Source organism: Streptomyces curacoi (assembly GCF_001513975.1).
Lineage (GTDB): Bacteria > Actinomycetota > Actinomycetes > Streptomycetales > Streptomycetaceae > Streptomyces > Streptomyces curacoi.
Map to the genome: position 1 here is coordinate 226,713 of NZ_KQ947986.1, position 18,613 is coordinate 245,325.

Annotated in this window: 17 protein-coding genes; 10 read left to right on the forward strand and 7 right to left on the reverse strand. The window is 70.6% G+C overall.

What is annotated here, in order from left to right:
- Positions 1 to 153: 153 nt before the first annotated feature.
- On the reverse strand, positions 154 to 1,182 hold the full coding sequence (locus tag AQI70_RS10730; RefSeq protein ID WP_062146900.1) for a LacI family DNA-binding transcriptional regulator: 1,029 nt from the start codon (positions 1,180 to 1,182) through the stop codon (positions 154 to 156).
- A 118-nt stretch (positions 1,183 to 1,300) separates the two neighbouring features.
- On the opposite strand from AQI70_RS10730, the gene AQI70_RS10735 reads away from it, so the two are divergent.
- The 4 genes from AQI70_RS10735 to AQI70_RS10750 all read left to right on the forward strand — a co-directional run bounded on the left by AQI70_RS10735 (position 1,301) and on the right by AQI70_RS10750 (position 5,346).
- Positions 1,301 to 2,467: a phytanoyl-CoA dioxygenase family protein gene (locus tag AQI70_RS10735; protein WP_062146901.1), complete on the forward strand. Its 1,167-nt coding sequence runs from the start codon at positions 1,301 to 1,303 to the stop codon at positions 2,465 to 2,467.
- Positions 2,468 to 2,483: 16 nt separating this feature from the next.
- Complete coding sequence (locus AQI70_RS10740) at positions 2,484 to 3,260, forward strand: SDR family oxidoreductase (RefSeq protein ID WP_062146902.1); 777 nt, start codon at positions 2,484 to 2,486, stop codon at positions 3,258 to 3,260.
- Positions 3,261 to 3,322: 62 nt separating this feature from the next.
- Positions 3,323 to 4,327, forward strand: a complete 1,005-nt coding sequence (locus AQI70_RS10745) for a Gfo/Idh/MocA family protein (RefSeq protein WP_062146904.1) — start codon at positions 3,323 to 3,325, stop codon at positions 4,325 to 4,327.
- Positions 4,324 to 5,346 carry a Gfo/Idh/MocA family protein gene (locus AQI70_RS10750; RefSeq protein WP_062146906.1) on the forward strand — a complete coding sequence of 341 codons (1,023 nt, stop codon included), beginning with the start codon at positions 4,324 to 4,326 and terminating at the stop codon, positions 5,344 to 5,346. Before AQI70_RS10745 ends, AQI70_RS10750 begins: the two co-directional genes overlap by 4 nt.
- An 82-nt stretch (positions 5,347 to 5,428) precedes the next feature.
- On the opposite strand, the gene AQI70_RS10755 is transcribed toward AQI70_RS10750, so the two are convergent.
- The 5 genes from AQI70_RS10755 to AQI70_RS10775 are packed head-to-tail and all read right to left on the reverse strand — an operon-like array spanning position 5,429 to position 10,395.
- Positions 5,429 to 6,454 carry a Gfo/Idh/MocA family protein gene (locus AQI70_RS10755; protein WP_062146908.1) on the reverse strand — a complete coding sequence of 342 codons (1,026 nt, stop codon included), beginning with the start codon at positions 6,452 to 6,454 and terminating at the stop codon, positions 5,429 to 5,431.
- A gap of 25 nt (positions 6,455 to 6,479) precedes the next feature.
- Positions 6,480 to 7,382 carry a sugar phosphate isomerase/epimerase family protein gene (locus tag AQI70_RS10760; protein WP_062146910.1) on the reverse strand — a complete coding sequence of 301 codons (903 nt, stop codon included), beginning with the start codon at positions 7,380 to 7,382 and terminating at the stop codon, positions 6,480 to 6,482.
- A 1-nt stretch (position 7,383) separates the two neighbouring features.
- Positions 7,384 to 8,295, reverse strand: coding sequence for an ATP-binding cassette domain-containing protein (locus AQI70_RS10765; protein ID WP_062146912.1), 912 nt, complete (start codon positions 8,293 to 8,295; stop codon positions 7,384 to 7,386).
- A 4-nt stretch (positions 8,296 to 8,299) separates the two neighbouring features.
- The gene (locus AQI70_RS10770; RefSeq protein ID WP_062146914.1) at positions 8,300 to 9,379 is read right to left on the reverse strand and encodes an ABC transporter permease; all 1,080 of its coding nucleotides are present in this window, start codon (positions 9,377 to 9,379) and stop codon (positions 8,300 to 8,302) included.
- Positions 9,379 to 10,395: a sugar ABC transporter substrate-binding protein gene (locus AQI70_RS10775; protein ID WP_062146916.1), complete on the reverse strand. Its 1,017-nt coding sequence runs from the start codon at positions 10,393 to 10,395 to the stop codon at positions 9,379 to 9,381. The genes AQI70_RS10770 and AQI70_RS10775 overlap by 1 nt, the downstream gene beginning before the upstream one ends.
- A gap of 298 nt (positions 10,396 to 10,693) precedes the next feature.
- On the opposite strand from AQI70_RS10775, the gene iolC reads away from it, so the two are divergent.
- The 6 genes from iolC (at position 10,694) to AQI70_RS10805 (ending at position 17,793) form a co-directional block, all read left to right on the forward strand.
- A complete protein-coding gene (iolC, locus tag AQI70_RS10780; protein ID WP_062146919.1) occupies positions 10,694 to 11,653 on the forward strand; it encodes a 5-dehydro-2-deoxygluconokinase in 960 nt (319 codons plus the stop codon).
- 68 nt (positions 11,654 to 11,721) lie between these two features.
- Positions 11,722 to 12,609: a Cgl0159 family (beta/alpha)8-fold protein gene (locus tag AQI70_RS10785; RefSeq protein WP_062146921.1), complete on the forward strand. Its 888-nt coding sequence runs from the start codon at positions 11,722 to 11,724 to the stop codon at positions 12,607 to 12,609.
- Between the two features lie 25 nt (positions 12,610 to 12,634).
- Entirely contained in the window at positions 12,635 to 13,522 is an 888-nt protein-coding gene (gene iolB, locus AQI70_RS10790) for a 5-deoxy-glucuronate isomerase (RefSeq protein WP_062146923.1), read from the forward strand.
- Between the two features lie 8 nt (positions 13,523 to 13,530).
- Positions 13,531 to 15,411, forward strand: a complete 1,881-nt coding sequence (gene iolD, locus AQI70_RS10795) for a 3D-(3,5/4)-trihydroxycyclohexane-1,2-dione acylhydrolase (decyclizing) (protein ID WP_062146925.1) — start codon at positions 13,531 to 13,533, stop codon at positions 15,409 to 15,411.
- A 30-nt stretch (positions 15,412 to 15,441) separates the two neighbouring features.
- The gene (locus AQI70_RS10800; RefSeq protein ID WP_062146926.1) at positions 15,442 to 16,935 is read left to right on the forward strand and encodes a CoA-acylating methylmalonate-semialdehyde dehydrogenase; all 1,494 of its coding nucleotides are present in this window, start codon (positions 15,442 to 15,444) and stop codon (positions 16,933 to 16,935) included.
- Positions 16,936 to 17,007: 72 nt separating this feature from the next.
- Complete coding sequence (locus tag AQI70_RS10805) at positions 17,008 to 17,793, forward strand: GntR family transcriptional regulator (RefSeq protein ID WP_062146928.1); 786 nt, start codon at positions 17,008 to 17,010, stop codon at positions 17,791 to 17,793.
- Here the strand turns inward: AQI70_RS10805 and AQI70_RS10810 are convergent.
- Positions 17,783 to 18,586 (reverse strand): DUF427 domain-containing protein, encoded by an 804-nt coding sequence (locus AQI70_RS10810; protein ID WP_062146930.1) that lies wholly within the window; start codon positions 18,584 to 18,586, stop codon positions 17,783 to 17,785. The two genes, AQI70_RS10805 and AQI70_RS10810, sit on opposite strands and share 11 nt — an antisense overlap.
- Between the last annotated feature and the right edge of the window lie 27 nt (positions 18,587 to 18,613).

Consider the following 18,613-nt stretch of genomic DNA (forward strand, 5'->3'; position numbering starts at 1 on the left):
CGGGACGGTCACGGCACGGCGGTCGGAGCGGGACGGTCACGGCACGGCGGTCGGAGCGGGACGGTCATGGCACGGCGCCGCCCGGACAGGCGCCCGGCGCCCAGCGCCGGACCTACAGCAGCGAAGGCCATGGTCGAGCGCCGCGCCCGCCTCTCAGCCGATGGACGTCGGCATGTTGTACGGCGTCACGACCTGGATCGCCGACGGCAGGGTGGGTCCGGCGGGCGGCAGCGCGCCGTGGGCCCGCATGACGATGTGGCAGGCCTCGCGCATGTCCTGGCGCAGATCGTGGTGGAGCACGGCGGACAGCCGCTGCTCGCGGAGCAGGCGGGTGTTGTCGTGGTCGAGGTCGTGCGCGACGAACACCGCGCACTCCCGGCCCAGGTCCTCGAAAGCCCGCAGGGTGGCGATGTTTCCGCCGCCGATCGAGTAGACCGCGCGGATCTCCGGGTCGCGTTCGAGTGCGGCCCGCACGAGGTCGTACTGCGTGGCGTCCAGGCCCTGTCCCTCGGCCAGTTCGACCAGGGTGCGCTCGGGATGGCGGGCGCGCATGGCGCTGCGGAAGCCCATCTCGCGCTCCTCCTCGTTGCGGAAGAAGCCGCTGCTGAGGCTGGTGAGGACATGCCCGGGGCGGTCGCCGAGCCACTGGCCCATGAGGTACGCGGCCGTCGCCCCGGCGGCCCGGTTGTCGATGCCGACGTAGGCGAGGCGGGGTGTGGAGGGCAGGTCGGTCACCAGGGTGACCACCGGTATGCCCGCCTCCGCGAGCCCGGTGACGGCGGCGGTGACCTCGGGGACGTCCGGGGCCTTGAGGATCACGCCCTGCGAACCGCGCCGCGCGATCCGCTCCAGCGTCCGCGTCAGTTCCTCCACGGGCCCGGTCTCCCTGAAGTGGAAACGCGAGCGCACGACCGCCGGGTGCAGGGCGGGCAGCTCGGCCTCCAGGGCGGCCCGTACGGCGGTGGAGAACCGCTCCGGCGCCTGCATCACGATGTCGATCATGAAGGTACGGCCCACAAGGCGGACCTGGGTGCGCTGCCGGTCGAGGTCGGCGATGGCCTGGTGGACCTCGCGCGCGGTGCTCTCGCGCACCCCTCCCCTGCCGTTCAGGACCCGGTCCACGGTGGCCTCGCTCAGACCTGCCTGACGTGCGATCTCCCGGATCGGGAAGGGGTGGCCCATGCGGATGCTCCCGGAGCTCGGTCTGAGGGGTTTTTGATGGCCGCCTGCTGGTTGTTCGACGGGTTTGTACTGACAAGAATGACAGCACTGAGTCGCCCCTGTCACCGAGAGGACGCCGATGTCCTTCACCTCCGTACAACGCCGTGCGTGGCTGTCCGAGCAGGACTGCGACCTCGCTGACTTCCGCGAACTGGTCGAGCGGACCACCGACCTCGCCGACTACCCGTACGCCTCCTCGGTGGAGCGCGCTGTCCTGGTCTACGACAGTGACCGCCTGCGCGCGGCCGAGGATCCGCGCGCGGTGCGGGCCGAACTGGTCCGCGCCCTCACCGACGGCCCGGGCATCGTGGTCTTCCGGGGCGCCTTTCCGGACCCGGAGACCGTCGACCGGCTCAGCGCCGTCTTCGACGCCCTGATCGCCGAGCAGCGCGCCTCGGGCGCGCACGCCGGTGACCACTTCGCCAAGCCGGGCGCCAACGACCGGGTCTGGAACGCGCTGGAGAAGGCGGCGCTCTATGACCCCGAGGCGTTCGCCGACTACTACGCCAACGACATCCTGGCGCTCGTCTCGGCCGCCTGGCTCGGGCCCGGCTACCAGGTGACCTCGCAGGTGAACGTGGTCAACCCCGGCGGCACCGCCCAGACCGTGCACCGCGACTACCACCTGGGCTTCCTCTCCAACGAGGCCGCGGCGGCCTACCCCGCCCATGTGCACGTCCTCTCCCCCGTGCTCACCCTCCAGGGCGCCGTAGCGCACTGCGACATGCCGGTGGAGTCCGGGCCGACGATGTACCTGCCGTACTCGCAGAGGTACGAGCCCGGCTATCTGGCCTGGCGACTGCCCGAGTTCCAGGCCTACTTCGAGGAACACCACGTCCAGCTCCCCCTCGCCAAGGGCGACGCGGCCTTCTTCAACCCGGCGCTGTTCCACGCGGCCGGCACCAACCGGTCCGCGGACATCCGGCGCATGGCGAACTTGCTCCAGGTGTCCTCCGCGTTCGGGCGGGCCATGGAGACGGTGGACCGCGAGGCGGTCGCAGGCGCGGTCTTCCCGGTCCTGCTGAAGCGCCGGAGCGAAGGCGTGGACGAGGCCTGGCAGGCGAACGTGATCGCCGCGAGCGCCGAGGGCTACCCCTTCCCGACGAACCTCGACAGCGATCCGCCGGTCGACGGGCTGGCCCCGCCCTCGCAGGCGGACGTGGTACGGCGCGCGCTGCGCGAGGCATGGACTCCCGAGGCTCTGCGGGCAGAGCTGCGGGCCGGCGCCGAGCGGCGCCAGAGCTGAAAGGACCCTCAAAGACATGGGACTTCTCGACGACAAGGTCGTCCTCGTCAACGGCGGCAGCCAGGGCGTCGGCGCCGCCATCGCGCGGGCGGCCGTCCGCGAGGGGGCGGTCGTGGCCGTCACCGGGCGGCGCGCCGAGCCCGGTGAGGCACTCGTGGCCGAGCTCGCCGCCGAGGGCGGCAAGGCCATGTTCGTGCAGGCCGACCTGTCGGACGCCGAGCAGGCCAAGGCGTCGGTGGCCGAGGTCGTCGACGCGTACGGGCGCATCGACTGCCTGGTCAACTCGGCGGGGCTGACGTCCCGGGGCACGCTCCTCGACACCACGCCCGAGCTGTTCGACCAGCACATCGCGATCAACCTCAAGGCGCCGTTCTTCGCGATGCAGGCCGCCGTGCGGGACATGGTCGCGCGCAAGGCGCCCGGCACGATCGTCAACATCATCACGTCCTCGGCGCACGGCGGGCAGCCGTTCCTCGCACCGTACGTCTCCGCCAAGGCCGGTCTCATCGGGCTGACCCGCAACGCCGCGCACGCGCACCGCTGGGACCGGATCCGGATCAACGGCCTGAACATCGGCTGGACGGCGACCGAGGGCGAGGACGCCACACAGAAGGCCTTCCACGGAGCCGGCGACGGCTGGCGCGAGGAGGCCGCCGCCAGGCTGCCGATGGGCAAGCTCGGCCAGCCGGACGAAATCGCCGACTTCGTGGTCTTCCTGCTCTCGGACCGGTCCGGCGTGGTCACCGGGTCGGTGATCGACTGGGACCAGAACGTGCTCGGCGGCCTCGACTAGATATCCCGCAAGCCCCCTCGCAAGACTCGCAAGACCCGTACTCAAGGAAGCGAAACACCCCCATGCGTATCGGAATCCTCGGCCTCGGCCGCATCGGCGCCTTCCACGCCGAGACCCTCTCCGGACTCGACGCGGTCGACTCCCTCGTCGTCACCGATCCGTTCGCGGATGCCGCCAAGGCCGCCGCCGAGCGGTTCGGCGCCGAGGTCGTGGACTCACCTCAGGCGCTGCTCGCCGCCGGCGTGGACGGCATCGTCGTCGCCGCCGCGACCGACGCCCACCCCGCGCTGATCCTGGCCGGGGTCGAGGCCGGCATCCCTGTCTTCTGCGAGAAGCCCGTCGCCAAGACCATGAGCGAGGGCGTCGAGGTGCTGAAGGCCGTCCAGGGCAGGGACGTGCCGATCCAGATCGGCTACAACCGCCGCTTCGACGCCGGGTTCGTCGCCGCCCGGGCCGCCGTGCACTCCGGCGAGCTGGGCAAGCTGCACACCGTACGGTCGACCACGCTGGACCCGGCGCCGCCGCCCGCCGCGTATGTCGCCGCCTCCGGTGGCATCTTCCGCGACTGCTCGGTGCACGACTTCGACATCATCCGCTGGGTGACCGGCCGCGAGGTGACCGAGGTCTACGCCGTCGGCGGCAACAAGGGCGCCGACTACATCAAGGAGGCCGGCGACGCCGACACCACCGGCGCCGTCCTCACCCTGGACGACGGCACGATCGCGGTGGTCTCCAACTCCCGCCACAACGGCCGGGGGCACGACGTCCGCATGGAGATCCACGGCTTCCAGGACTCCATCGCCGTCGGTCTGGAGGACAAGCTGCCGCTGCGCTCGGTCGAACCCGGCGTGACCTTCCCGGCGGGTACCCCGCACGACTTCTTCATGGACCGCTTCACCGAGGCCTACCGCGCCGAACTCACCGCGTTCACCGAGGTCGTCGCCGGCAACCGGCCCTCCCCGTGCACGATCGAGGACGCCCTGGAGGCCGGCTGGATCGCCGAGGCGTGCACACTGTCGCTGCACGAGCACCGCCCGGTGACGATCGAGGAGGTACGGCAGGGATGAACGAGTCGGTCCAGGAACCGCTGCGCGTCGGAGTACTGGGCGCGGCCCGCATCACCGAGCTCTCCCTCGTCGGCCCGGCCCGGACGACCGGCCACCGCCTCGTCGCGGTGGCCGCGCGCGACCGGTCCCGCGCCGAGGCGTTCGCCGAGGAGCACGACGTGGAGCGGGTGGTGGACTCGTACGCCGATCTGCTCGCCGACCCCGAGGTGGAGGTCGTCTACAACCCGCTCGCCAACGGCCTGCACGGGCCGTGGAACCTCGCCGCGCTCGCGGCCGGCAAGCACGTCCTGACGGAGAAGCCGTCGGCGAGCAACGCCGAGGAGGCGGCCGAGGTGCGGGAGGCGGCGGCGAAGGCCGGGACCGTCTTCATGGAGGCCTTCCACTACCTCTTCCACCCGGTCACCCGCCGCCTGCACGAACTCCTGGCAAGCGGTGAACTGGGCGAGCTCCAGCGGGTGGAGACGCTGGTCGCGATTCCCGCGCCCGACGACGCCGACCCGCGCTGGTCGCTGACCCTCGCGGGCGGCGCCGTGATGGACCTCGGCTGCTACAGCCTGCACGCGGTGCGCATGCTCGCGCCCTGGGCGGGCGGCGCCCCGCGCCTGGTCTCCGCGCGGGGCGGGGAGCGGGCGGGCGCGCCGGGCGTCGACGAGTGGCTGGACTCCGACCTGGAGTTCCCCGGCGGGGCGACCGCGTCGGCGCGCTGCCACATGGCGTACGGCGAGCTGGAGATGAGCTGCCGGATCGTCGGCTCGCGGGGCGAGGCGTTCGCGCCGAACTTCGTGCTGCCGCACCGCGACGACCGGGTCGTGGTGCGTACGGCGGACGGCGAGCGGACGGAGCGGCTGGGCACGCGCTCGTCGTACACCTACCAGCTGGAGGCGCTCGCCGCGCACATACGCCGGGACGCGCCGCTCCCGCTGGACGCGGACGACGCGCTGGCGACGATGTCGCTCATCGACGACGCCTACCGGGCGGCCGGGTTCGAGCCACGCCCGCGCACCACGCTCGCGGACTGACCCACGGGCACGAGAAAATGAGGGCCGGGGAGCATCTCCCCGGCCCTCAGCCGTCCGCTCGTGTCAGGGAGCCGACGACACGTCATCCCCCGTACAGCGCGGGCCTGTCGACCAGGTCCACCGCTGCCCTGCCGCCCTCCTGCAGCGACCGTACGCCCGCCTCGCAGACCGCGGCGACCGCGTACCCGTCCCAGGCGCTGGGCCCGGTGACCTCGCCGCGCCGGGTGGCGTCCACCCAGGCCTGGACCTCACGGTCGTAGGCGTCGGCGAACCGCTCGATGTAGTCCTGGGCGATGATGCCGCCCCAGCGGCCGGCCGCGTGCGTGATCATGGCGTGGCCGTCGCCGACGCGGGCGGTGCCGCGTTCGCAGACCACCTCGGCCTGGACCTGGTAGCCGAAGCCGCAGTTGACGTAGATCTCGACGTCGACGATCGCCCCGCCGTCGGTCTCGAAGACGACGAACTGCGGGTCGCGGATGCCGTCCGGCGCGTTCCCCGACGGGGACGGGGCCAGCACGGTGACGGCCGTGATCTCGTGGCCGAGCAGCCAGCGGGTCACGTCCATCTCGTGGGTCACCGAGTCGTTGATGAGCATCTCGCTGGTCCAGCCGGGCGGGCTGGCGACATTGCGGTGCCGGTTGTGCAGCATCAGGGGACGGCCCAACTGGCCCGTCTCCAGCAGGGCCTTGAGCTTCATGTACTCGGCGTCGTAGCGCCGCATGAAGCCCACCTGGACCCGGCGGTGGCCCAGCTCCTGCTCGGCCCGCAGCACCCGCAGCGCGGAGGCCGAGTCGGGGGTGAGCGGCTTCTCGCACAGCACCGGCAGGTCGTGCTCGAAGGCTGTGAGGAGCGCCGCCTCGTGGGCGGGCCCCGGCGAGGCGATCAGCACCGCGTCGACCTCGGCCGACGCCATCGCGGCGGCCGGGTCGGTGTAGGCGGTGCAGTGGTCGACACGGGCCGCGACGGCCTTGGCGCGTTCCGCGTCGACGTCCACGACGGCGGTCACCCGTGCCCCGCTGGTGACCTCCTCGATACGGCGCACATGGTCGGCGCCCATCTTTCCGGTACCGATGACTGCGACTCCGAGCGTTTGTGCGCGCTGAGCCATGGTGATCGGCCGTCCTTTCCGGTCGTCAGGCGCCGCAGGACCTCAGGAACTTACGGGTACGGACCGCGATGGGCAGGGGCTTGTCCGGCTCGCACGGGTACATGTCCTGCTCGACGATGGCGAACAGCTCCACGTTCAGCTTCTGCGCGGCCTCCAGGACCGGGCCCAACTCCGGTACGCCGGAGGGAGGTTCGCACATCACGCCGCGCTGGACCGCGGGCCCGAACGGCACCCCGTTGCGCACCACGTCCGCGAGGATCTCCGGGTCCACCTGCTTGAGGTGCAGATAGCCGATGCGCTCGCCGTAGGTCTCGATCAGCTTGACGCTGTCGCCGCCGCAGTAGGCGTAGTGACCGGTGTCGAGGCAGAGGTTGACCAGGTCGGAGTCGGTCGAGTCGAGGAAGCGCTCGACGTGGGCCTCGGTGTCGATGTGGGTGTCGGCGTGCGGGTGCACGACGATGTCGAGGCCGTACGTCTCCTTCACCTCGTGGCCGAGCCGCTCCATGCCCTTGGTCAGATGGGCCCACTGCTCGCCGGTGAGCTCCGGCGGCTCCAGGATCTCGGCGGTCTTGTCGTCCCGCCAGAAGGAGGGGATCACCACCAGGTGCTTCGCGCCCATCGCCTGGGTGAGGGCGGCGACCTGGCTGACGTGCTCCCAGGTGGATTCCCAGACGGAGGGGCCGCGGTGCAGGCCGGTGAAGACCGTGCCCGCCGAGACCTTGAGGTTCCGCTTGTTCACCTCGTCGGTGAGTCGGGCCGGGTCGGTCGGCAGATAGCCGTACGGGCCCAGCTCGATCCACTCGTATCCGGCCTCGGCGACCTCGTCGAGGAAGCGTTCCCAGTGCACCTGCACGGGGTCGTCGGGGAACCAGACTCCCCAGGAGTCGGGCGCGGAGCCGACCCGGATGCGGTCCAGTACAGGGGGCATGTCAGGACTTCCCTTCCGAGGTCGCCACGGGTGCGGTGAGGTCTTCCTCTTCCGGGAGCTCCTCGACGTCCACGCCGCGGACCTGGGCCAACTCGTGCTTGAGCGCGGCCAGTTCGGTGCCGCCGGCCATGTGGTTGGTGAGCTCTTCGAGGCTGACCTCGTCACGGGAGGCGTTGAGCTCCATGGTGCCGAGGCGCAGGACGCTGAAGTGGTCGCCGACCATGTAGGCGTGGTGGGGGTTGTGGGTGATGAAGATGACGCCGAGGCCGCGGTCGCGGGCGGCGGCGATGTACTTCAGCACCACACCCGACTGCTTGACGCCGAGGGCGGCGGTGGGCTCGTCGAGGATGAGCACGCGGGCACCGAAGTAGACGGCGCGGGCGATCGCCACGCACTGGCGCTGGCCGCCGGAGAGCGTGCCGATGGGCTGTTCCAGGTCATCGAGGACGATGCCCATGTTGCGCAGCTCTTCGTCCGCGGTCTTCTTCATCTTCTCGATGTCGAGACGGCGGATGGGCCAGGGGCCCTTCGTCATCTCCGAGCCGAGGAAGAAGTTGCGCCACACCGGCATCAACGGCACGACCGCGAGGTCCTGGTAGACGGTGGCGATGCCCTTGTCGAGCGCCTCACGCGGAGTGGAGAAACGTACCGGCTCGCCGTCGACGAGGAACTCGCCCTCGGTGTGCTGGTGCAGACCCGAGATGATCTTGATCAGGGTGGACTTGCCGGCGCCGTTGTCGCCCAGGACGCAGGTCACCTGGCTGGGGAACACCTTCAGGTCGACGCCGTGCAGGGCGCGGATGTTGCCGTAGGACTTGCCGGCGCTGCGGAGTTCGACGACGGGGCCGTCCTGCTCGGGGGCCTTGTCGACGATGACGGCGCCGTGGGTGCCGGTTCCGTTGGTGGATGTCATGGGGTCACCTCCGGGTCGCCGTGCGCTGCACGTAGAGATTGATCAGGACGGCGCCGAGGAGCATCACGCCCAGGAAGGCCTTGAACCAGTCGGGGTTCCAGCCGGCGTAGACGATGCCCTGCTGCACCATGCCGAACATGAAGGCACCGAACACCGGGCCGATCGCCGAACCGGCACCACCGGTCAGCAGACAGCCGCCGATGACCGCCGCCGCGATGTAGATCAGCTCCTGCCCGACACCCTCACCGGACTGCACGGTGTTGAACGAGAACAGCTGGTGCATCCCGACGAACCAGGCACCGAAGCCGACCAGCATGAACAGCGAGATCTTGGTGAACGTCACCGGCACACCGACCGCGCGGGCGGACTGCTGGTTGCCGCCGACCGAGAAGACCCAGTTGCCGTACTTGGTGCGCAGCAGCACCCAGGTGGCGATGGCCGCGAAGACCAGCCACCACACGACGGTGATCTTCACGTTGACCCCGCCGACGTCGAACGTCGAGGCGAAGATCGCCTTGGCCTGGTCGAAGCCGTCCATGTCGCTGATGTCGTCGGTGGCGACGTTGCCGGTGATCAGCTTGGTCACCGCCAGGTTGACGCCCTGGAGGATCAGGAAGGTGCCCAGCGTGACCAGGAAGCTCGGCAGCCCGGTCTTCACCAGCAGCCAGCCGTTGAACAGGCCCACCGCGAGCGACACGACGAGCGCGGCGATCACGCCGACCCATACGTTCATCGTCAGCTGGTAGCTGAGCATGCTCGCGGTCAGCGCCGAGGTGATCACCGCGACACCGGCGGAGAGGTCGAACTCGCCGCCGATCATCAGCAGCGCGACCGGCAGCGCCATGATCCCGATCGTCGACGACTGGTACAGGATGTTCGCCATCGAGCTGCCGTCGCGGACCGGCGGTGCCGTGATCAGGAAGAAGACCAGGACCGCGACGGCGCCGAGGAAGACGCCGACCTCGGGGCGGGCCAACAACCGGAGCGCCAGGGGGCGTTCGGCCGTGCGCCCGTCCTTCTCCTTGCCGGGGCCGGGGGCCGGCGGTGTGGTCACCGCCGGCTCAGCCTGTTGGGTCATGCTCATCACCGAGTGCCCTTCGCGGCGTACTTGTCGATCGTCTCGACGTTCGTCTTGTCGACGAAGGCCGGTCCGGTCAGCACCGGCTGCTCGCCGCCGCCCATGTAGTTGCCGTTGTTCTTGTAGAGCCACAGGGAGTCGATCGCCAGGTAGCCCTGCAGGTAGGGCTGCTGGTCGACGGCGAACTCGATGTCGCCCTTGCTGATCGCGCCGGTCAGTTCCTTGTTGAGGTCGAAGGTGGCGACCTTCGCCTTGGCGCCCGCGTCACCGATCGACTGCACCGCGGTCAGCGCGAACGGCGCGCCGAGGGTGACGACGTAGTCGAGGTCGCTGTCCTGCTTGAGCTTGGCGGTGATCGTCGACTTCACGGACGGCATGTCGGTGCCGTTGACGTTGAGGTTCTCGACGTCACCCTCGAAGGTCTTCTTCACACCCGCACAGCGCTGCTCCAGGCCGATGTTGCCCTGCTCCTGGATGACACAGACGGCCTTCTTGGCGCCGGCCTCGTTCAGCCGCTTGCCGAGCGCCTCGCCCGCGACGGTCTCGTCCTGGCCGAAGAACTCCATCAGGCCGAGCTTCTGCCACTCGCTCACACCGGAGTTGAGGCCGACCACCGGTATGCCGGCCTTCTTCGCCTTGCTCACGACGTCCTTCATGGCGTCCGGCTTGGCGAGGGTGATCGCGATGCCGTCGACCTTCTGGTCGATCGCGTTCTGGACCAGGTTGGCCTGGTTGCCCGCGTTGGGGTCGTTGGAGTAGATCAGCTTGATGTTGTCCTTGGCCGCGGCGGCCTCGGCGCCCTTGCGGACGATGTCCCAGAAGGTGTCACCGGCCGACTGGTGCGTGACCAGGGCGACCGTCATCCGGGGGGTGTTCGCCTTGCCGGCGGAGGCGCCCTCTGCGCTCTCCTCAGCCTTCTTGCCACCGGAGCTGCTGGAGCATCCTGCGAGCGTCAGCGCTGCCGCTGCGGCGACGGCCACGACGGGGGCCAGGCTGCGGGAGCGAGAGTAAGAGCGGTCCATCTTTCCAGCACCTCACTGTGCGACGGGGGTGTGCGACGGGGGGAAAGGGAGTGATCAGGATCCATGTCCCGGACCCTTGGGAAGCCCGGGTCATGTGCCGTGGAACACGGCGGTTGCGCTGGGACGGGATCCAATCCCTAGATGCGCTCGCTGTCAATACTTTGTTAAGACATCATTTCACAAGCAGGTCCGAATGTAAGTACAAAGTATTGACAGCGCCGGGCTCCACGCCCTACACCTGGGAGGCGGCAGGCCCCCTGGGGGCCCCACCCCCAGCCCAGCTCTAGGAGCGTTGCGCATGGCCGAGTCAGCCAAGCCCTTCGACTTGATCACGATGGGAAGAATAGGAGTCGATCTCTACCCCCTGCAGTCTGGCCTACCTCTGACGCAGGTGGAGACGTTCGGCAAATTCCTCGGAGGGTCGGCCGCGAACGTCGCCGTGGCCGCCGCCCGGCTCGGCCGCAGCACCGCCGTGATCACCCGCACCGGCGACGACCCGTTCGGCGCCTATCTGCACGAGGCCCTGAAGGACTTCGGCGTCGACGACCGCTGGGTGACGCCCGTCGCGGCGTACCCGACGCCGGTGACGTTCTGCGAGATCTTCCCGCCGGACGACTTCCCGCTGTACTTCTACCGGCAGCCTAAGGCGCCTGACCTGGAGATACATTCCGACGAGCTGGACTACTGGGCCATCCGCTCGGCCCGGATCTTCTGGATCACCGGCACCGGCCTGAGCGAGGAGCCGAGCCGCTCCGCCACGCTCGCCGCCCTCAAGGCGCGCGACAAGGCGGGCACCACGGTCTTCGACCTCGACTGGCGCCCCATGTTCTGGAGGGACCCGGAGGAGGCCCGCCCGTACTACGCGGAGGCGCTTCGGCACACCACGGTCGCCGTCGGCAACCTGGACGAGTGCGAGATCGCCACCGGCGTCCGCGAGCCGCGCGCCTGCGCCGAGGCGCTGCTGGCGGCCGGCGTTGAGCTGGCGGTCGTCAAACAGGGCCCCAAGGGCGTGCTGGCGGTGCACCGCGACGGCACCGAGGCCGAGGTGCCGCCGGTGCCGGTCGAGGTGGCCAACGGCCTGGGCGCGGGCGATGCCTTCGGCGGCTCGCTGGTCCACGGGCTGCTGTCCGGCTGGGAGCTGGCCACCACCATGCGGTACGCCAACGCCGCCGGCGCCCTCGTCGCCTCCCGCCTGGCCTGCTCCTCCGCGATGCCCACCGAGTCCGAGGTCGCGGACCTCCTCACGCGGGCGTCGTAGCCGAGCCCCTCGCGCGGGCGTCGTAGCCGAGCCCTCGGCCGACCGAGCCACCCTGAACGGAGCCTTCCTTGAGCATCAGCATCCCCGACCTCACCGCGATCAGAGCCCGGCACCCCGAGGCGATCGCCGAGGCCGCCGCCCGCAGGACGCGCCGCCCCCTGATCGGCGACAGCGGCCGCCTGATGATCGTGGCCGCGGACCATCCCGCGCGCGGCGCCCTGGGCGTCGGCGACCGCAGGCTGGCCATGGCCAACCGGGCCGATCTGCTGGAACGTCTCTGCATCGCGCTCTCGCGACCCGGCGTCGACGGGGTGCTGGCCACCGCCGACATCCTGGAGGACCTGCTGCTGCTCGGTGTCCTCGACGACAAGGTTGTCATGGGCTCCATGAACCGCGGGGGCCTGGCCGGCGCGTCCTTCGAGATGGACGACCGCTTCACCGGCCACCGCGCCGAGGACATCGCCCGGCTGCGCTTCGACGCGGGCAAGCTGCTGGTCCGTATCGACTACTCCGACCCGGGCTCCCTGACCACCCTGGAGTCCACGGCCCGCGCCATCGACGCCATGGCCGCCCTCCGGCTGCCGTTGTTCGTCGAGCCGTTCATCTCCCGGCGGATCGACGGCCAGGTGCGCAACGACCTGTCCGCCGAGGCCGTCACCAAGTCGATCGCCATCGCCTCGGGGCTGGGCGGCACCTCGGCCTACACCTGGCTGAAACTGCCCGTCACCCATAACCCCGACGACATGGCCGAGGTTCTGGAGACGTCCACGCTGCCCGTCGTCCTGCTCGGCGGCGAGGTCGGGGGCTCCGCCGAGGATCAGGCGGCCGCCTACGAACGCTGGCGCAAGGCGCTCGGACACCCCACCGTCCAGGGCCTGGTGGTCGGCCGTTCGCTGCTCTACCCGGCCGAGGGCAGCGTGGAGACGGCGGTGGACACGGCCGTCGGCCTGTTGTGATCCGGATTGTGAGGCGGAGAACTCGATGACCTATCACCTTCCCGCGGGAAAGGCGCTCGGCGGCCCGTACGTCGTGGACGTCACGCCCGAGAAGGCCGGCTGGGGCTACTCCAGTCTGCGGATCCTGGAGCTGCCGCCCGGCGGCAGCCACAACTTCGACACCGGCGACAGCGAGTGGATCGTGCTGTCGCTGACCGGCGGCTGCACGGTCGAGGCCGCGGACGACTTCGGCCACGACACGTTCCGGCTCACCGGCCGGGACAGCGTGTTCAGCGGCGTGAGCGACTTCGCGTACGTGCCGCGCGACGCCCGTGCGACCGTCTCGTCCACCGGCGGCGGACGGTTCGCGCTGACCGGCGCGCGCTGCTCGCGGTGGCTGCCGGCCCGGTACGGACCGGCGTCGTCGGTGCCGGTGGAGCTGCGCGGCACGGGCAACAGCAGCCGCCAGGTCAACAACTTCGGCGCGGCGGGCGTCTTCGAGTGCGACAAGCTCATCGCGGTCGAGGTCATCACGCCGGGCGGCAACTGGTCGTCCTTCCCGCCGCACAAGCACGACGAGCACAAGCCCGGCGAGGAGTCGGTGCTGGAAGAGATCTACTACTTCGAGTTCGCCGATCACGAGGGCATCCCCGGCCTCGGCTACCAGCGCGTCTCCCCGTCCGGGCACGGCCGGGGCACCGACGTCCTGGCCGAGGTGCGCGGCGGAGACGTCGTGCTGATCCCCGACGGCTGGCACGGGCCCTCCATGGCCGTGCCCGGCCACCACATGTACTACCTCAACGTCATGGCGGGCCCCGAGGACGAGCGCGCCTGGCTGATCTGCGACCACCCCGATCACGCCTGGGTCCGCGACACCTGGCCGGACCAGCCCGTCGACCCCCGTCTGCCCCTCTACACCGCCCCGTCCCAGTGAGGTCCCCGATGAGCCAACCCACGAGCGTCCGCCTGACCGTCGCCCAGGCGCTGGTGCGGTTCCTGTCCGCCCAGTACACCGAGCGCGACGGCGTACGGCGCCGGCTGATCGCCGGTACCTGGGGCATTTTCGGCCACGGCAACGTGGCCGGCATCGGCCAGGCCCTCCTTCAGGCGGGCGAGGACGTGATGCCGTACCACCAGGGCCGCAACGAGCAGTCCATGGTGCACGCGGCCGTCGGCTACGCCCGCCAGCTCAACCGCCTCTCCGCGCAGGCCGTGACGACGTCCATCGGCCCCGGCGCGACGAACCTCGTCACCGGTGCCGCCCTGGCCACCATCAACCGCCTGCCGGTCCTGCTCCTCCCCGGCGACTACTTCGCCTCCCACGCCCCCGACCCGCTGCTCCAGCAGCTGGAGCACCCGACCGAGGCGGACGTGTCGGTCAACGACACCCTGCGCCCGGTGTCGAGGTACTTCGACCGGATCACCCGCCCCGAGGCCCTGATCCCGTCCGCGCTGAACGCCATGCGGGTCCTCGCCGACCCGGCCGAGACCGGCGCGGTGACGCTGGCGCTCCCCCAGGACGTGCAGGCGGAGGCGTACGACTGGCCGGAGGAGTTCTTCGCCGAGCGCGTCTGGTACGTACGGCGCCCCGCGCCCGACCCGGTCGAGCTGACGGCGGCCGTCGAGGCGATCCGGGCCGCCGAGCGCCCCCTGATCGTCGCGGGCGGCGGCGTCCACCACAGCGAGGCAGAGGCCGCGCTGAAGGCCTTCGTCGAGGCCACCGGCATCCCGGTCTCCTCCACCCAGGCGGGCAAGGGCTCCCTGCGCTACGACCACCCCGCCGACCTCGGCGGCATCGGCCACACCGGCACGTCGGTCAGCGACGACATCGCGCGCGCGGCCGACCTGGTGATCGGCGTGGGCACGAGATACACCGACTTCACGACCGCCTCGGGCACGCTCTTCCAGAACCCTGACGTGCGCTTCCTGAACCTCAACATCACCGGGTTCGACGCGCACAAGCTGGCGGCGCGGACGCTGGTCTGCGACGCCAGGGCCGGTCTCGAAGGGCTGGTGGAGGGACTGGCCGGGTACCGCGTGAGCGAGGCGTACGAGGCCGAGTACCGCGCCGGCAAGGAGCGCTGGGACGCCGTCGTGGAGGCCGCCTACCGGGCCGACGACGAGAGCGCCGTACCGACGCAGACGCAGGTGCTGGGCGCGCTGGACGCGGTCGTCGGCGACGACGACGTGGTGATCAACGCGGCCGGTTCGCTCCCGGGCGACCTGCACAAGCTGTGGCGGTCCCGCAGCCCGCGCCAGTACCACCTGGAGTACGGCTACTCCTGCATGGGCTACGAGATCCCGGCCGGGATCGGCATCCAGCAGGCCGCCCCGGACACGGCCGTGTGGTCGCTGGTCGGCGACGGCACCTACCTGATGATGCCGACCGAGATCGTCACCGCCGTCCAGGAGGGCCTGCCGGTCAACATCGTCCTGATCCAGAACCACGGCTACGCCTCCATCGGCGGGCTGTCGGCCGAGACCGGCGGCGAGCGCTTCGGCACCGACTACCGCTACCGGGCCGCCGACGGCACCTTCACCGGCGCCCCGCTCCCCGTCGACCTGGCCGCCAACGCGGCCAGCCTCGGCATGGACGTGCTGCGCGCCAAGACGGTCCGCGAGCTGCGCGAGGCGCTGGCCACGGCCCGCGCCTCCGACCGGCCGACCTGCGTGTACGTCGAGACGGACATCATGAACCCCACCTCCCCCGGCGCCGAGGCCTGGTGGGACGTACCCGTCGCCGAGATCGCCTCACGCGAGGCCGCCGTCGAGGCCCGCGAGCGCTACGACCAGCACGTCGCCGGACGCCGCCACCACCTCTGAACTCCCCCTTACGAAAGGCCCTTTCGCACCATGAAGACCATCACCCACTGGATCGACGGCAAGCCCGTCGAGGGCACGTCCGGCCGCTTCGGCGCCGTCTACAACCCGGCCACCGGCGCCCAGGAGAAGCAGGTCGCCTTCGCGACCGTCGACGAGGTGGACGCCGCCGTCGCCTCCGCCAAGGCCGCTTTCGAGAGCTGGGGCCAGACCTCCCTGGCCAAGCGCACGCAGATCCTCTTCAAGTACCGCGAGCTGCTGGACGCCCACCGCGACGAGATCGCCGAGCTGATCACCGCCGAGCACGGCAAGGTGCACTCCGACGCGCTCGGTGAGGTGGCGCGCGGCATGGAGATCGTGGAGCTGGCCTGCGGGATCAGCGTGCAGCTGAAGGGCGAGCTGTCGACGCAGGTGTCGAGCCGGGTGGACGTCGCCTCGATCCGCCAGCCGCTCGGCGTCGTCGCGGGCATCACGCCGTTCAACTTCCCGGCCATGGTGCCGATGTGGATGTTCCCGCTGGCGATCGCGTGCGGCAACACCTTCGTGCTGAAGCCCAGCGAGAAGGACCCGTCGGCGTCCTACCGCCTCGCCGAACTGGCCGCCGAGGCCGGGCTGCCCGAGGGTGTGCTGAACATCGTCCAGGGCGACAAGGTGGCCGTGGACCGGCTCCTGGAACACCCGGACATCGAGGCGGTCTCCTTCGTCGGCTCCACCCCCATCGCCAAGTACATCCAGCTCAAGGCGGTCGAGCACGGCAAGCGCGTCCAGGCCCTCGGCGGCGCCAAGAACCACATGCTGGTGCTGCCCGACGCCGACCTCGACTTCGCCGCCGACCAGGCGATCAACGCGGCGTACGGCTCGGCGGGCGAGCGCTGCATGGCCGTGTCCGTCGTGGTCGCCGTCGGCGACACCGGTGACGAGCTGGTCGCCAAGATCGCCGAGCGCGCCAAGAACCTGAAGATCGGCCCCGGCAACGACCCTGCCTCCGAGATGGGCCCGCTGATCACCCGCGAGCACCGCGACAAGGTGGCGTCCTACGTGTCGTCGGCCGCCGAGCAGGGCGCGCAGGTCGTCGTCGACGGCACGGGCTACTCGGTCGAGGGCCACGAGGACGGCTTCTTCCTCGGTGTCTCGCTGCTGGACAAGGTGCCGCTGACGGCGGACGCGTACCGGGACGAGATCTTCGGTCCGGTGCTGTGCGTGGTGCGTGCGGAGACGTACGAAGAGGCCATCAAGCTCATCAACGACTCCCGCTGGGGCAACGGCACCGCGATCTTCACCCGCGACGGCGGCGCCGCCCGCCGCTTCCAGCTGGAGGTCAAGGCGGGCATGGTCGGCGTGAACGTGCCGATCCCGGTGCCCGTCGGCTACCACTCCTTCGGCGGCTGGAAGGACTCGCTCTTCGGCGATCTGCACATCTACGGCAACGACGGCATCGCCTTCTACACCCAGGGCAAGGTGATCACCACGCGCTGGCCGGACCCGGCCGACGCGGGCATCAACCTCGGTTTCCCCAGCAACACCTGACACGCCCGCAGAGGGACTGCCACCCGCAGCGGGACTGCCACCCCGTAGCGGGACCATCCAAGGGAGGGACCCATGGCGAAGGCCCGCGGCTCCGCACGAGCCGTGTCCGCCCCCGCGCTGGACTCGCTGGACTTCGCCCTGGACCGGGGCAGTCCCGTGCCGCTGTACTACCAGCTCGCCCAGCAGCTGGAGGCGGCGATCGAGCACGGGAGTCTCGCCCCGGGCAACCTCCTGGGCAACGAGGTCGACCTGTCGGTGCGGCTGGGCCTGTCCCGGCCCACCGTCCGGCAGGCCATCCAGTCCCTCGTCGACAAGGGACTGCTGGTGCGGCGACGCGGCGTGGGCACCCAGGTGGTGCACAGCCAGGTGAAGCGCGGGCTGGAGCTCAGCAGTCTCTACGACGACCTGGAGGCGGCCGGGCAGGGCCCCACCACCGAGGTCGTCCGCAACGAGCGCGTCCCGGCCACCGCCGACGTCGCCGCCGCGCTCGGCATCGGGGAAGGCGCGGAGGTCACGGTCCTGGAGCGGCTGCGCTGCACGCACGGCCAGCCCGTGGCCATCCTGTGCAACTACCTGCCCGCGAGCCTGCTCGAGCTCGACACCGCCCGTCTGGAGTCGACCGGCCTGTACCGGATGATGCGCACCGCCGGCATCACCCTGCACAGCGCCCGCCAGTCGATCGGCGCCCGCTGCGCCACCGCCGAGGAGGCCGAGCGCCTCGACGAGAAGGAGGGCGCGGCGCTGCTGACCATGCAGCGCACGGCGTACGACGACACGGGCCGGCCGGTCGAGTACGGCACGCACATCTACCGTGCGTCCCGGTACGCGTTCGACTTCCAGCTGCTGGTCAGGCCCTGAGTCCGGCGGTGAACGGCGTGACCGGCCGCTGCAGGCGCTCGCCGTCCACGGTGAGGGCCACGGCCTCGTTGTAGAAGGCCAGCAGCCCCTTGACGGGGCCCACCGCGGGCAGCGGCTCGGCATAGCTCCACAGGAGGTTGCGCGGGACCTCGTCCTCGCCGCGCCAGGTCCAGTACTGGGCCCGGCCCTTGTACGGGCACCCGGTGCGGTGGTCCGTGGGCTCGAACAGGTCGAGACGGACGTCCTCGCGGGGGATGTAGTACCGCGTCGGCAGCCCGGTCTCGAACAGCAGCACCGGCCGGTGGGTGTCCGCGACGACCGTGCCGGCGATCTCGACCTGGACGTGACGGCTGCTGGGCATCGCGTCCACCCGTTTGTGCGGGTCGCGGGGGTGGACGAAGATCTCTTCCTCCTCCTCGTACCAGTGGTCGAGGCCGCTGCCCCAGCGGTGGAACCACTCGAACGCGATGTGCCCGGCCAGGTCGGCGGCGGGGAACGTCCAGGCCGCGTTCTCCACCAGGGCTCCGTCGGCCTGAAGGTCGTAGAAGATCTGCGAGCCCGTGTGCGATCCCGTCGGCGGGTTCTTCGCCGGGCGGAGGAGGTCCGTGCGGACCTCCTCGCGCGGGAACGCGTAACACGGCACGGGCAGCTCGGGTTCCCAGACCAGGACGGGGTGCCGGCTGTCGACGACGGTGACGTCACCCTTGCGGCCGCGCACCCAGCGCTCGCTGGGCTCCCAGAGGAGGCCTTCGGGGGTCGTACGGACCGATCGCTCGGTGGGGAACAGAGGCATGGCCCACTCCCTTCGCGCCTCTTCGGA